General features: G+C 64.6%; 14 protein-coding genes. 1 reads left to right on the forward strand and 13 read right to left on the reverse strand.

Annotation, left to right across the window (positions count from 1 at the left end; translation table 11 throughout):
- Positions 1 to 21: 21 nt before the first annotated feature.
- Complete coding sequence (locus NUW51_RS03850; RefSeq protein WP_265562938.1) at positions 22 to 1,599, reverse strand: tetratricopeptide repeat-containing sulfotransferase family protein; 1,578 nt, start codon at positions 1,597 to 1,599, stop codon at positions 22 to 24.
- A 79-nt stretch (positions 1,600 to 1,678) separates the two neighbouring features.
- Here NUW51_RS03850 and NUW51_RS03855 point away from each other — a divergent pair, with 79 nt between their 5' ends.
- Entirely contained in the window at positions 1,679 to 4,105 is a 2,427-nt protein-coding gene (locus NUW51_RS03855; protein WP_265562940.1) for a TonB-dependent receptor, read from the forward strand.
- An 80-nt stretch (positions 4,106 to 4,185) separates the two neighbouring features.
- Here NUW51_RS03855 and NUW51_RS03860 read toward each other — a convergent pair whose 3' ends face one another.
- From NUW51_RS03860 to NUW51_RS03915, 12 genes are all read right to left on the reverse strand, one after another.
- A complete protein-coding gene (locus NUW51_RS03860) occupies positions 4,186 to 6,033 on the reverse strand; it encodes a M2 family metallopeptidase (protein ID WP_265587919.1) in 1,848 nt (615 codons plus the stop codon).
- A 98-nt stretch (positions 6,034 to 6,131) separates the two neighbouring features.
- Complete coding sequence (locus NUW51_RS03865) at positions 6,132 to 6,893, reverse strand: alpha/beta fold hydrolase (protein WP_265562942.1); 762 nt, start codon at positions 6,891 to 6,893, stop codon at positions 6,132 to 6,134.
- On the reverse strand, positions 6,890 to 7,213 hold the full coding sequence (locus NUW51_RS03870; protein WP_265562944.1) for a hypothetical protein: 324 nt from the start codon (positions 7,211 to 7,213) through the stop codon (positions 6,890 to 6,892). Before NUW51_RS03870 ends, NUW51_RS03865 begins: the two co-directional genes overlap by 4 nt.
- Before the next feature lie 5 nt (positions 7,214 to 7,218).
- Entirely contained in the window at positions 7,219 to 8,244 is a 1,026-nt protein-coding gene (locus NUW51_RS03875; RefSeq protein WP_265562946.1) for an aspartate-semialdehyde dehydrogenase, read from the reverse strand.
- A gap of 58 nt (positions 8,245 to 8,302) precedes the next feature.
- Positions 8,303 to 9,022: a polysaccharide deacetylase family protein gene (locus NUW51_RS03880; RefSeq protein ID WP_265562948.1), complete on the reverse strand. Its 720-nt coding sequence runs from the start codon at positions 9,020 to 9,022 to the stop codon at positions 8,303 to 8,305.
- Positions 9,009 to 11,240 carry a S9 family peptidase gene (locus NUW51_RS03885; RefSeq protein ID WP_265587920.1) on the reverse strand — a complete coding sequence of 744 codons (2,232 nt, stop codon included), beginning with the start codon at positions 11,238 to 11,240 and terminating at the stop codon, positions 9,009 to 9,011. The genes NUW51_RS03880 and NUW51_RS03885 overlap by 14 nt, the downstream gene beginning before the upstream one ends.
- 85 nt (positions 11,241 to 11,325) lie before the next feature.
- A complete protein-coding gene (rplS, locus tag NUW51_RS03890; RefSeq protein WP_265562951.1) occupies positions 11,326 to 11,718 on the reverse strand; it encodes a 50S ribosomal protein L19 in 393 nt (130 codons plus the stop codon).
- A gap of 10 nt (positions 11,719 to 11,728) precedes the next feature.
- Positions 11,729 to 12,451 carry a tRNA (guanosine(37)-N1)-methyltransferase TrmD gene (gene trmD / locus NUW51_RS03895; RefSeq protein WP_265562952.1) on the reverse strand — a complete coding sequence of 241 codons (723 nt, stop codon included), beginning with the start codon at positions 12,449 to 12,451 and terminating at the stop codon, positions 11,729 to 11,731.
- Entirely contained in the window at positions 12,448 to 12,735 is a 288-nt protein-coding gene (locus NUW51_RS03900) for a hypothetical protein (RefSeq protein ID WP_265562954.1), read from the reverse strand. Before NUW51_RS03900 ends, trmD begins: the two co-directional genes overlap by 4 nt.
- A gap of 55 nt (positions 12,736 to 12,790) precedes the next feature.
- The gene (locus NUW51_RS03905; protein ID WP_265562956.1) at positions 12,791 to 13,135 is read right to left on the reverse strand and encodes a DUF5818 domain-containing protein; all 345 of its coding nucleotides are present in this window, start codon (positions 13,133 to 13,135) and stop codon (positions 12,791 to 12,793) included.
- Between the two features lie 27 nt (positions 13,136 to 13,162).
- A complete protein-coding gene (locus NUW51_RS03910; RefSeq protein ID WP_265562958.1) occupies positions 13,163 to 13,972 on the reverse strand; it encodes a TIGR04222 domain-containing membrane protein in 810 nt (269 codons plus the stop codon).
- Positions 13,972 to 14,523, reverse strand: a complete 552-nt coding sequence (locus NUW51_RS03915; protein WP_265562960.1) for a glycine-rich domain-containing protein — start codon at positions 14,521 to 14,523, stop codon at positions 13,972 to 13,974. The genes NUW51_RS03910 and NUW51_RS03915 overlap by 1 nt, the downstream gene beginning before the upstream one ends.
- Between the last annotated feature and the right edge of the window lie 3 nt (positions 14,524 to 14,526).

The raw sequence follows: 14,526 nt of genomic DNA on the forward strand, positions 1-14,526 counted from the left end.
AGTTCACGCTGCGGGCCTTTTTCATGCCTTGAGAAGAGCAGCGGCAGCCGCGCGCTCTTCCTTCATGCGTTGCGCCAACCTGTCGCTGGTGTCGCCATAGCGTTTCCAACGCTCGACCGAGCGGCGATGCACGGGCTCGCGAACCTGTACCGAACTCGCAGTGGTGACCGATGCCCCGCGCGCATGGAAGTCGCGAATCTCTTCGCGCCAATCGAGCCCCAACCATTCGATCACCGGGCGCATCGCCCCTTCGAGGTTGGCGGCGACATCCTCGTAAGCGACGGATCGAACGCGTGGCCCCTCGAGTTTCTCGACATACAGGTCGAGCATGCGCTGGGCCCGGGCCACGAAGTGCGCGGTCCAGTCGAGGTCGGCGTGATATTCGTAATAGCCGAAGGACGCCGAGAACAACTGGCGATAGTTGGCAATAGCGACGTCTTCATCGGCGCGCCGGACGATCACCACGCGCGCCTCGGGCAAGGCCTGTAAAAGCAGCGGGAGATAGAAGAAGTTGAAGGGCATCTTGTCGATGAGATAGGCGGCATCCCCTTGAAGCGGCGCCGTCTGTTGGCGATAGGCCTCCCCCACCCTTTCAAGGTCGATCCGGCTTTCGAACAATTCGGGACTGAGCACGAGATCGCCGCTCGCGTCCGACATCTGCCGCGTGAGCATGGAGAAATCGCCGATCTCGCCAGCGCTGCGGATGTCGGGATGACTGCCCAGGATGCGTTCGACCAATGTCGTGCCTGATCGCGGCATGCCCAGCACAAACAATGGCCCGCTCTCGTCCGAAGGCGTCGCGGCTGCCTCGATCGCCGCCGCGTCGAGCCGCGACAGGGCGGCGGCATAGAGCCGGTCGACCCAATCACGGTCATAGGTGAGCCGTGCGCGATAGGCCGCCTTGGCCCGCTCCAGCCATGCCAGCGCACCGAGGTCGTTACCTTCGCGTTCGGCAATCTTTGCCGCCGCATGCCCGATCTGGAGCCGCTGTACCGGATCCTGCGCCTGACCCATCATCGCTTCCAGTCGCTCAAGGTCGCTCGCGCTTCCCCCGCCGACCTGCACCCAGCCCAGCAGCACCTTTCCATGCTCGGGATGCGCGGCGAGAATGCGCTCGAACACCTGCCGCGATTCCTCGATCCTGCCCGCAAATTGCAGGCTGGTCGCCAGATTGTAGTTGAAGCTGAGACGATCGGGTTCGAGCGCGACCGCGCGCTCGAGCAAGGGAATGGCGGCCTCGACCGCGTCGACATGGACGAGCAGGACCCCGATCGTGTCCGCCTCAATCGCCGCGCCCGGGCGCTCGTCCGCCAATGCCAATGCCCGCTCGCGCGCGTCGGCACGGCGGCCCATCATAAGGCAAGCGCGTGCGTCGAGGCAGCGCAACTTGAGGCTGTCGCCTCCCCGTGCCGTCGCTTTCGCCAGGATGTCCGCGACATTCGAGGGCTGGCCGCCATGCATGGCGACCTCGGCCAGCATCACCCACGCGTCGCGATCCGTCGGATCCGACGCAATTCGCGCCATCGCCGCCTCGTAATGCTGTCGCAGCGCCTGTTGCTGCACTGCAACATCGGGCGAGGATCGGGGTGAATTCTTCATTTGTGACTAGTCACCTGCAGGGGATTTGAGCGAAGCGATCTGTTCCTTTCCACAACTGGATACCGAAATGAAGAACTGGATGACCTTGACCAACCGTGCCGCGTTCCTGATCGCGGCGAGCAGCCTGCCCTACGTGGCGCATGCGCAGGACGCGCAGCCCGCCACCACCGATGAACAGCAGGACCAGCTCGTCAGCGACGATGCCATCATCGTGACGGCGACGCGACGAGACGGGACGGTCCAAGATGTCCCGATCAACATTTCGGCGGTCGGTGCCGAGGAATTGGCCGAGCGCCGCCTCGATGATCTGCGCGAACTCGCCCGCGCCGTTCCCGGTGTCTATGTCGTCGACCAGGGCAACCGGTCGGGCACGCCGATCGTCTTTCGCGGTCTCAATGCCACCGGGCTCGGCTCGTTCGATGGCAACAATGACGGCGGCGGCACCGTCGCCACCTATGTCGGCGAAGTCCCGCTCTATGTCGACCTGCGTCTCAAGGACATGGAACGCGTCGAATTCCTGATCGGCCCGCAGGGCACGCTCTATGGTGCCGGCACGCTCGGCGGTGCGATCCGCTACATCCCGGCAAAGCCGCAGTTCGACGAATTGTCGGGCGCGGTGCGCGGCGATGCGTATCTCTACGCGCATGGCGATGGCGTCAGCACCGATGTGGGCGGTACCGTCAACATCCCGCTGACCACCGACGTCGCTTTCCGCGCCAGCGTCGACATCCTCAATGACGAGGGCTTCATCGACTATCCGTTCGCGGTCGCAACTCGCGGCGCGTCGAACCCCGACGTGATCCCGGGCGACCTTCGCCCGCTGTCGGACGTCAACTATGCCGACATCATCACCGCGCGTGCAGCGCTGCGCTGGGCTGCGGGCGACCTGCTCGATTTCACCGCGAGCTATCACTTCCAGGAAGACAAGACGGGCGGACGCCAGTTCTCGCAGCATCGCCTGTCGACCTTCCCGGTCGAGATCGGCAAATATGAAAGCGCGCTGCGCGTGGCGGAACCCAACCGCCGCACCACGCAGCTCGCCAGCCTCGAGGCCGAACTCGACCTCGGCTTCGGCAAGCTCGTCTCGGCGACAGGCTATTCCATGTCCGAGGACGAGGGCCAGCGCGACCAGACCGACCTTCTGATCGGCCTTCAATACAGCTATGAGGCTTTCCCCGAATTCACCGCCTTCACGCTCGAAGAGGGTGAGGAAAAGACCTTCACGCAGGAAGTTCGCTTCGTATCCGACTGGGACAGCCCGCTGAGCCTGATCGCCGGTGCCTTCTATCTCAACCAGAAGATCGACTCACTTTCGATCGAGTTCGCCCCCGGCTACGACCAATTCGCGGTCGACGAGTTCGGCGGCGTCCAGCTGCGCCCCGACAGCATCGAATATTACGAACCCTTCCGTTCGGATCTCAAGGAATCGGCGATCTATGGCGAGTTGAGCTACCAGATCAGCGATGCCTGGCAGGTCACCGTCGGCGGTCGCTACTACGACTATGAACTTGCGACCGAGCAGACCTTCGACCTCCCGCTCTATCGCACGGTGTTCGAAGGCGACGATCCCACCGGGTTCGTGCTCGATTTCGAACAGGGCGGCCAGTCGGACGACGGGTTCCTGTTCAAGTTAAACACCAGCTACGAGGTGACGAGCGACGTTCTCGTCTACGGCACGGTCAGCCAGGGCTTCCGCATCGGCAACTCGAATGCGGTCGGCCCCTGCCCCGACCCGCTGCCCGACAACCAGATCATCTGCGCGCTGCCCAACGAGCTCGAATATACGGCCGACAAGACGACCAACTACGAACTCGGGTTCAAAACGCAGTGGCTCGACAATGCGCTGACCCTCAACGGCGCCATCTACCACATCGACTGGTCGAACCCGCAGATTGCCTCGGCCACCACCAATGGGCAGGCGCCGATCACGATCAACGGTGCGGGTGCCAGGAGCCGGGGCTTCGAACTCTCGGCCGCATGGCAGGCTACCGAGCAGCTCAGCCTGTCGGGCAATTACAGCTTTACCGATGCCGCGCTGACCGAATTGTCGCCCAACATCATCCCGGTGATCTTCCCCCCCGGCTTCGACAATGCGTTCGTCGATGGCCAGGAGGGCGACCGTCTCCCGGGCAGCCCGAAGCATCAGGGCGGTTTCGCGATCGACTATGACGTCCCCGTCAGCATGGATTGGGACATGGCACTGTCGTACAACGTCTATGCCCAGTCGAACGTGCTGACGCGCACCGGCGCACGTGGCGACTCGCTGACGCTTCCGGGCTTCGACATCCATGGCGCGTCGATCGGGTTCGAGAACCGGTCCGGCACCCGCGTCATCGTCTATGCCGACAATCTGTGGGATGCCTTTGCCGAGACGGGCGTGCGTTCGACGCCGGCATGGGACCAGGTGGTCGAGGACATCAACGGCGACCCCGTCTATGCGCGCAGCTTCGGCACCTTCGTGGCGCCCCCGCGCCGCATCGGCATCCGGGTGAGCCAGGAATTCTAGGCACCTAGTCACCGCAACAAGAAAGCCCCCCGGGAGACGATCCCGGGGGGCTTTTTTCGTTCAGCTCGAAGAGCGAGCGGTCAGGCGGTCGGCCACCCGCAATCGCTGCCCGCATTCTGCTGCTTGAGCCAGGCCTGCAGCGGCGCGAAATATTCCTTCATCGGCTCGGCCGACATCTCGCGCGTGCCGGTGAACACCTCGAGCGCATCGGGCCACGGGCGCGAGGCCCCCATCGCCAACATCGCATTGAGACGCTCACCCACTTCCTCGTTGCCGTAGAAGCTGCACCGGTGCAGCGGGCCTTCCCAACCCGACATGTCGCAGGCGGCCTTGTAGAACTGGAATTGCAGGATGTGCGCGAGGAAGTAGCGCGCATAGGGCGTATTGCCCGGGATGTGGTATTTCGCGCCCGGATCGAAATCGATCGCATCGTTGCGCGGCACCGGCGGCGTCACGCCCTGATATTGCTGCTTCAGGCCCACCCATGCCGAATTGTAGGTCGCCGGCGTGATCGAGCCGTCGAACACGCCCCAGCGCCACTTGTCGACCAGGAGGCCGAAGGGCAGGAAGGCGACCTTGTCCATCGCGCGGTCGAGCAGCAGCCCGATGTCCTTGTCCTCGCTCGGCACCTTGTCGGCGTCGAGCAGACCGATCTGGACGAGATATTCGGGCGTCACCGACAGCGCGACGAAATCGCCGATCGCCTCGTGAAAACCGTCATTGGCGCCGTTGAGATAGAGGTAGGGCTGCTCGTTATAGGCGCGCTGATAGTAATTGTGCCCGAGTTCATGGTGCATGGTAACGAAGTCGTCGGCATTGACCTTGGTGCACATCTTGATGCGCAGGTCGTCGACATTGTCGAGGTTCCACGCCGAGGCGTGGCAGACGACGTCGCGGCCCTCGGGACGCACGACCTGCGACTTTTCCCAGAAGCTGTCGGGCAAGGGATCGAGCCCGAGCGAGGTGTAGAAACGCTCCGAAATCTTGGCAATGCCGACCGCGTCGACGTCATTGTCGACGAGCAGGTCGGTGAGGTTGTAGCCCAGATCGCCCGCGCCCTCGGGAGCGACGATCTCGTAGACATTGCCCCAGCTTTGCGCCCACATGTTGCCGAGCAGGTCGGCGCGGATATAGCCCTCGTCGGGCTGGACGTCCTCGCCATAATGGTCGGACAATTCGCCGCGGACATAGCAGTGCAGGTCGTTGTAGAGCGGCTCGACCTCGGCCCAGAGCCGGTCGTACATGGCCGAGAACTCCTCGGGGCTCATGTCATAGCCCGAACGCCACATCGCGCCGGTATCGTCGAAGCCCAGCTCCTGCGCGCCTGCATTGGCGATCGCGACCATGCGCGCATAATCGTCCTTCATCGGGCGCCCGACATTTTCATGCCAGCTCTTCCACAGCTGGGCGAGTTCCTCGGGGTTGCGATTGGTGCCCATCATCTCCTCGGCATCATTGCCGGGGATCTGTTCGCCGTTCAGCGTCGCCTCGCCCTTGCCATAAGCGGAATTGAGGGCGGTGGAGATGTCATTGAGTTCCTTGGCCGCGCCATCGGTGGTCGGCGCCGCCAATGTCAGCCCGCCACGCAGGATGTCGAGTTTGCGCGCGGTATCGTAGTCGAGACCGTCGACCTGCGCGTAGCGCGCTGCCTTCGCAGCATATTCGACACCCTTTTCGGTCGCGATGGTCCCGAAATAGGCGGCCAGAAGATCGGTGTCCTCGGTGATATAGGTGCTGTTCACCCAATAAGCGCGCCCGGCGATATCGGACAATTCGAGCGATTCCGCCTCGACGCTCTCGACGAAGGCGCGCGCGCCCGCGGGCGTCAGCGGATAGGCGAGGTCGTCGGCGCTCGGGGCGGCTGCGATGGCAGGTCCGGTGGGGACGATCACGGCGTCATTGTCGGTGGTGGCACAGCCGGCAAGCATCAGCGCGCCGAGCGAGACGGTGGTGGTGAGGGTGAATTTCACGGGACGGAGACTCCTTGTTTTCGCGGGCCGGAACCTGCGCCGTTACAGGAGTGAAATCAAGCGGCCCCGAGGAAGGTTGCGAGGGCCGCGCCCAATTCGCGCTTGGTCACGCTCGACATGTGCGTACCGGGCACCTCGATCAGCCGTGCATCGGGTAGCGCCTCGACCAGCGCGCCGGGGTCGCCATTGTCGCGATCCTCGGTGCCGCAGATCACCGCGGTCGGCATGGTAAAGCCTGCGAGCCAGTCGTCTTTCGCATCGGTGAAGGTAGGAAGAAGCAGGCGCATGGCCTCGGGCACCACCTGCATCGTCTTCATGAAGGCGATGGCCATGAAATCGGGATCGCCCCGCTGGGCGAGGTCGAAACGGTCGAGCGCGGCGGCAAAGAACGCCTGGCGCTTCTCCCATCCTGTCAGCCCTGCGAGCCCCATGCCGCACAGCATCGCGCGAGCGGGCCGGAGCCCCTCGCCCACACCATGCACCGTCGTGCGCGCACCGAGGCTAAACCCACCAAGGTCGTAATCGCCGGGAGCGAGGCCGAGATGGCCGACAAATTCCTCGAGGTCGCGCGCCAGCACGCCATCGGGATAGAGTGCGGGATCGGTCGGTGCATCGCTGGCGCCGTGACAGCGAAGGTCGGGCATGATCACCCGCCGCCCCGTCGCCGCCACCTGCTGCGCATGACCATATTTGATCCAATTGACGGTCGCGTTGGACGCAAGGCCATGGAGCAGCACGACGGGCGCCCCCTCCCCCATCTCGTGCCAGGCGAGCCGCACGCCATCGGAGGCGGTCCAATGATGGAGCGCCGCGCTCATTCGCCGCGATCCTTGGGCGTGACGTCGATGAAGCCGTCGACCGGATCGACCTCGCGCGCCTGCGTCTCGATGATGGTCGGGCGCCCCTGCGACAGCTTGTTGGCGATGAACCGCCGCGTCGCCAGCACGCCGACGAGCATCAGACCGGCAAAGGCCAGCGCGATATAGAAAATCGGCATCAGCTGCGACTCGAACAGGCCGAGCACCAGTGTCACCCCGAGGATCACGCCCCAGCGCCGGAGCCACCGTCCGAGCAGGACGATCGTCACCGCATCCACGCCTTCGCGGGCGCGGCGTTCGGCTCCCGGATCGTCGATCACCCCGATCAGCCTTTCTGGAGGTGGCGCCGACCGAGCAGTTCGGCGATCTGGACCGCGTTCAGGGCCGCACCCTTGCGAAGGTTGTCGGAGACACACCACAGCGCGATGCCGTTATCGACCGTGCTGTCCTCGCGCACTCGGGACACGAAGGTCGCATAGTCGCCGACGCATTCGACCGGCGTGACGTATCCCTCGTCCTCGCGCTTGTCGACCAGCATGATGCCCGGTGCCTCGCGCAGGATCTTCTGCGCTTCCTCGGCCGAGATTTCCTTCTCGAACTCGATATGGATCGCTTCGGAATGGCCGACGAAGACCGGCACGCGCACGCAGGTCGCGCTGACCTTGATCTTGGGATCGAGGATCTTCTTGGTCTCGGCCTTCATCTTATATTCTTCCTTGGTCGACCCATCGTCGAGGAAGACGTCGATATGCGGAATGACGTTGAAGGCGATCTGCTTGGTGAAGACCTGCGGTTCGGCGGGATCGCCGACGAAAATGTCGCGGCTCTGCGCGAACAGTTCGTCCATCGCCGCCTTGCCCGCGCCCGAGACCGACTGATAGGTCGCCACCACCACGCGCTTGATCGTCGCCGCATCATGGAGCGGCTTCAAGGCCACCACCATCTGCATCGTCGAGCAATTGGGATTGGCGATGATGTTGCGCGCCTTGTAGCCGTCGATCGCCTCGGGGTTCACCTCGGGCACGATGAGCGGCACGTCGGGGTCCATGCGGAAGAGCGATGAATTGTCGATCACCGTGCAGCCCGCCTTGGCGGCCTTTTCGGCATATTTCTTCGACACGTCCGAGCCCGCGGCGAAGAGCGCCATGTCCCAACCGGCGAAATCGAAATGCTCGATATTCCGGACCTTGAGCTCCTGGCCCGTGTCACCGAAATCCACCCGCTCGCCCGCCGAGCGCGAGCTGGCCACCGCCGCGATCTCGTCGATCGGAAAGGTCCGCTCGGCGAGAATGGCGAGAATCTCGCGACCGACATTGCCGGTCGCGCCGACGACGACGACTTTATAACCCATCAACAGCTCCGAAAATTTTGCCCTGCCGACATAGGGGGCGTGGGGCCAGACGCAAGCCCTAGCGCTCGCCGAGCAGGTCGCCCACGGTCACGATGTCATAGCCCGCGGCCTGCAAGCCCTCGATCACCAATGGCAGCGCGGCGCGTTCCAGATCGCGGCTGCGCGCCATCGGGTGGATGAGGATGATCGAGCCGGGGCGCACGTCGGCCAGCAGCCTGTCGGCGAAGTCGCGCGGGCTCGTCGCACCGCCGGGTTCGATCACGTCCCACATGACCATGACCTGCTCGTTGGCCGCCACGGCGCGGCCAAGCCCCGTGAACTTCACGCCATAAGGCGGGCGCATCCAGCGCGGCTTGGCCACCCCGGCCTCAGCGAGCGCGCGATCGGTGCGCTCCAGTTCGCGTTGCGCGCGGCCACGGGTCAGGTCGGCAAGATGCGAATGCGACCAGCTGTGATTACCGATCTCGTGACCCGCCGCATCGATCCGCCGCACCAGCTCGGGCTTGGCCGCCACTTCCTTGCCTTCGAGGAAGAAAGTGGCCTTCACCCCCTTCTCCTCGAGGATGGGCAGCACATGATCGACCCCGCGCGCGCTCGGCCCGTCATCGAAGGTGAGCGCGACCTGGCGGAGCTCGCCGCTCCCCCGGCAGACGAGCGGCCCCGTCACCGCGAAACAGCGCGCCTTGACGAGATGGAGCAACCCCATCGCGCTGCCCCACAGACAAAGGATGAGGAGCAAGACGCCGAGAAGACGGCGCTGCCCCTTAGTCGCGGGCACCGCCCTCGACCCCGCTGTCGGCGAGGAAGCGCATGATCGTCTCCCACAGGTGGACTGAGATATTCTCGCCGCGCACGCCATGCGCCTGGCCCGGGTAGAACATCATGTCGAACTGGACGCGCGCCTCCTGCATGGCAAGCGCCATCTGGGCGCTATTGTCGAGCACGACATTGTCATCGCTCATGCCATGGATGAGAAGCAGCGGATCGGCGATCTTCGCCGCCGTGGGGAAGGTTGAGCTCGCTTCATAAGCCTCGGGCACCGTGCGCGGATCGCCCATGTAGCGCTCGGTATAATGGGTGTCGTAAAGCTCCCACTTAGACACCGGCGCACCCGAGATGCCGGCGGCATAGAGGCCGGGATCCTGCCCGAGCATATGCAGCGTCATATAGCCGCCATAGGACCAACCGAAGGTGCCGATGCGCTCGGGGTCGACGAAGTCGAGACTCTTGAGCCAGAGCGCTCCCGCTTTCTGGTCGGCGACTTCGGCGCGGCCCATCGCTCGGTAGATGGGTTTTTCGAACGCGACCCCCCGATTATCCATGCCGCGATTGTCGAGCTGGACCCAGACATAGCCCTGGTCGACGATCCATTGCTTGAGCGCACCGCCCCAGCTGTTGGTGACCGTCTGGACGTGAGGCCCACCATAATGCTGGAAGAAGACGGGATAGCGCTTGCCCGCTTCCATCCCGGCCGGACGCAACATCTCGTAATAGAGGGTCTGGCCGTCCTCGGCCGCCAAGGTGCCGAACGTCGAGACGGCATGGCTGTCGAGATAAGGCGTATAGGGATGGTCCGCATCGAGCGCATTTTCCTCGATCCAGGCGAGCCGCTCGGCGCGATTGTCGGCGAGGTAGATTTGGGGCGGCTGCGCGGTATTCGAGCGCGTGACGATACCGCGCGTCGCATTCTTGTCCATCGACCAGCTGTAGCTATACCCTTCTTCGCTCAGCCGCATCGGCTGCGCGCCGGGGGTGCGATAGTCGAGGCTGTAGAGATGGCTCTCGAGCGGACCTTCCGCATTGGCCGTGAAATAGAGCTTGCCCGCCTCCTGGTCGATCCCGTCGAGATCGCCGACGACCCACTCGCCGTTCGTCAGCTGTCGCCAATCGCCGCTCTGGCCGTCGCGCAGGTAGAGATGGCCATAACCGTCGCGCTCGGACCACCAGATGAGGTCGCCATTGTCGAGGAAGCGATAATTGTCCGACAGGTTGGTCCAATGCCCCTCGGCCGCGGTTTCGGTGAAGAGGATATCGCTCTTTCCGGTCACGGGATCGACCTTGAGCATATCGAGCACGGTCTGTTTGCGGTTCTGGCGTTGGACGTAGAGCGCGCTGCCGTCGGGAGCCCAGTCGACGCGGGCGAGGTAGATGTCGGTCTCCGCGCCGAGATCGACCTTTTCCCGCCCGCTGCCATCGGGGCTGACGATCCACAATTCGGTCAGGACATTGTCGGTCCCCGCCGCCGGATAGCGCTGGTCGTAGCTCCGCGTCCCGCCCCCGCCGATCGAGGTGCGCGTGACCACGCCCACCGGCGCTTCGTCGAACCGCTGGACGGCGATATGGCGTTCGTCCGGGCTCCACCAATAGCCGGTACGGCGACCCATTTCCTCTTGGGCGACGAATTCGGCCTCGCCCCAATGCACGAGCTCGCTCTCTTCTGCGGGAGTGATGGCGATCGGCTCGTCGCCGATGCCGCTGACCCAGAGGCGACGATCGCGCACATAGGCGGCATAAAGGCCGCGCGGACTGAGGGTCGGGTTGAGCTCGCCTGCCTCGGTCTCGGTAAGACGATGCACCTCGCCATCCATGCCGGCAATGTAGAGATCCCCGTCGATGGGCACTAGGATGGCTTCGCCGTCGGGGCTCCACTGATAGCTGACGATGCCCTTCAAGCCGCCGATCCGCGCGCGCTCGCGCTGCATCTTCTCGGCCTCCGACAGCTCGGCGCCCGAGCCGACCTTCTCGCTGTCGACCAGCATGCGCCACTCGCCGCCATCGGTATCGCGCGCCCACAGGTCGAACCGCTCGCGGTCGTCGGCCCGTGGTCGCAGCATGGTGAGGAGACGCCCGTCGGGCGACAGCTTCACCCCGCGCGGGGTGGCGCCGTTCAGGCTCGGCGAGGCGAAGACGCGCTCCAGCTCGAGGTCCTTGGCCTGGCCCGGTTCAGCCATCGCCATGGCCGACAGGGCGGCACCCACCATCATCGCGCGTCGCATCATCCATCTTTCTCCATCCCAAACAAAAAGGCGCCCGGCAGCGATGCCGGACGCCTCTTCGAATGGCAAGTGGCCTGAAAGACGCTTAGGCGTCGGCCTTTTCGCCCTTGGCCGGACGATTGTCCTTGCGCTCGGCAATACGCGCCGACTTACCGGTGCGGCCACGCAGATAGTAGAGCTTGGCACGACGCACGGCGCCGCGGCGGACCACGGTGATGCTGTCGATGTTGGGCGAGTAAAGCGGGAAGACGCGCTCGACACCCTCGCCGAACGAGATCTTGCGAACGGTGAAGTTCGAGTTCACGCCGCGGTTCGAACGGGCGATGCAGACGCCTTCGTAGTTCTGAACGCGGGTGCGCTGGCCTTCGACGACGCGCACGCCGACGCGCAGCGTGTCACCGGGGCGGAATTCGGGGACCTTCTTGTCCTTGGTAAGCTCGGCAATCTGTTCCTGCTCGAGCGTCTGGATGATGTTCATCAATCAAACCCTATTTTCGTCGCCGCGCACCAGAGGGAGACGGGCCCGAACGCTCCCCATGAGCGTCCCAAAGGTCCGGCCTCCTTAGCCGTGTATCCTCGCAAGAACGCTCATGGCGCCACCTTGCGATGCGCGCATGATCCCCCGATCGCAGCACTTCGGGGATCGTGCGGCCCTCCCATTCTACCGGTCGGGTATAATGCGGATATTCGAGGAGCCCCGTTTCGAAGCTCTCGTCTTCTCCGCTAGAAGCCGCGCCCATTACACCGGGAAGCAGGCGAACGCAAGCGTCGAGAAAGAGCATCGCGGGGATCTCGCCGCCCGACAGGATATAGTCGCCCACGCTCACCGGCCGCACCGGCCGCGCCTCGAAGATGCGCTCGTCGAACCCCTCGAAACGGCCGCACAGGATCACCGCCCCCTCGCCCGACGACACCTCGCGCACCAGTCCCTGTGTGAGCGGTTCGCCACGCGGCGTCATCGCGAAGATCGGGCGCTCGTCCGCCACGGCGTCGATCGCCCGGCCGAGCACATCGCATTTGAGCACCATTCCCGCACCGCCGCCCGCCGGCGTGTCATCGACCGTGCGATGCTTGTCCTGCGCATGGTCACGGATATTGCGCGCCTCGAGGCTCCACTTGCCTTCCTCGAGCGCACGGCCCGCAAGGCTGGTGCCGAGCGGCCCCGGGAACATGTCGGGATAGAGCGTAAGGACGGTGGCGCGAAAGGTCATGCCGCCCTCTTCGACTGGAGCCAGATTGCGATCGTCGCCCCCATGCCGAGGAGCGGCAGCAGCAGGAAAGTCACAACGCCATCAGGGCTCGACCCGCATTCCCCGCTATTGGGCATCAAAGCCGCAAGTAAAAGCATGCAAAGCAGCAGGGCACCAATGAGCGACGCGGCCACCCTCAATGCGCTGTGCCCGGCCACGGCGCGGCCGAGCGCCAGGCCCAGCACCACCAAGGCGACTGCACCAAGCGCAATATCGAGGCCTTCGAGGCTGCACAGACCGGTCACTGTCGGGGACGCTCCTTCCTGCGCCCTGCCCTAGCGACCTGTCCGGTCAGGTCAATCAGTCGATGATCTCGATCGAATGGGGAATGATCGTCGCCTCGCCTTCCATGCAATAACTCGCATCGGCGACTTCGGCGGTGATCCGCAGCTTCTTGCCATAATAGCGATCCTCGCCGTTGGCGGTGGACAAGGACCAGCGACGCCCGTTGTCGGCGGTCAGGATCGCGCATTCGGTGCCTGGGGATAGCACGCCTTCATAAGTGTAGAGCGTCACTTGCCCGGCGGGGCGCGTGCCGGCCGCCCCTCCGCCATCGCCCATCGGCGGCAAGGGGGCGGGCTCCTCGACGGTGCAGGCAGCGGCAAGAAGGGTGGAGCTGATCAGGATGATGTTACGCATGCGCATCGAATGCGCGAGCCGCCGTGCGGTTCCCTAACCGCAGCCGCCGCAACCGCCGCAGCCGCCATCGCCGCCGCCGCTGTTTCCGCAGCCCGAAGAGCCATCTCCCGACTGGGCCTGGCGCAGGCTGTGCAGGGATTCCCACGGCGAGGCGACCAGCGCGGTCGTGCCGAACAGCGCGACCGCCAGCATCACCTCATCTTGCTGCGGGGCACGGCGCAAGCGGTCGTTGGCATTGCGCGCCGAACCCAGCGCCTCCATCGCGGAGCGGGTCCGACGGTCGATCCCGATCGTACGAAACAGCCCGATGACGAATGCCGTGCCCATCAGCACGGCAAGCAGCCCGATCGGCTCGCCAAGGCGCTGCCCGGCCTCGAGCCGCACCGCGCCGAAGGCGATGAGCAGGACGAAGGGCAGGAAGGTGAAGAGCCGTAGCTGGAGCAGTTCGCCCCCATGAACGAGCAGCCCGCGCCGCTCGAGCCGACCCCGCATCTCGTCGGCGTGGGTCGCGAGGCTCTTGAACAGGTCGGGATAGGTAAGCAGCCCGGTCTGGCGCAGCACGGCCTGCTGGGCGGGATCCATCCCGGCGCCCCGGTTCGCCACCATGAAATGCATGTCGCCGAGCGTCAGCTTCTGGCTGGCGAAAAGGTCGGCAAGCTGCGCCTCCACATAGCGTTCGCGTCCCTTGGCGAGATAGGCGAGCATGGGCGCATCCAGTTCGCCCGCCATCTCGCCATCGCCGCGAAGCCATGCCGGGATGAGATAGGACAATGCGAAGACGAGCAGCAACAGCCCGAAATAGAGCCACAGGAACTGGGTTGCCGAATATGCAGACATGTCCATCACGTCCAACTCCAAGCCAGGCCCACGACGCTCGCCAAAGCGACGAGCAGCACTGCGACCATCATGGCCCGCCTTTTTGACATGACAAGAACATCCGTCGGGTTAACGCGATATGCCTTAGGGTCATGGACGAAACGCCGCCTCGCGTCGGGCCACAGGTCGCCGGGCGGGGTCGCGCCGAACGCGGCCTCATAGCTCTTCAGCGTGTCGGCATATTGATCGTAGAAGCGCGCACGCTCGCCCGCCCCGCCCTTGGTCGGCCCATGATGCAGCGGCCCGCCCAGCACGTCGGGGCAAAAGCGCTGCCAATAATCGCGTGTAAAGGTGAGATGCAGGTGCCAGACCTGGTCGACCGCATCGGAGGGCGTCACAGGATGCCCCGCCGTCATGGCGAGATAGCAGAAACGCTTATATTCGCCGATCGCGCGCTCGGCCTTGGCGAGGCTCCACCGGTTCTCGCGCGCCAACCGCGCGGCAAAGGTGAAATCGGCATCGGCAGGTCCGATCGCATAGGCCTCGAGCCGGGCCAGCAGATCGGGATCGGCCAGCATCGG

The sequence above is a fragment of the Sphingomicrobium arenosum genome, from assembly GCF_026157085.1.
Classification (GTDB): Bacteria; Pseudomonadota; Alphaproteobacteria; order Sphingomonadales; family Sphingomonadaceae; genus Sphingomicrobium; species Sphingomicrobium arenosum.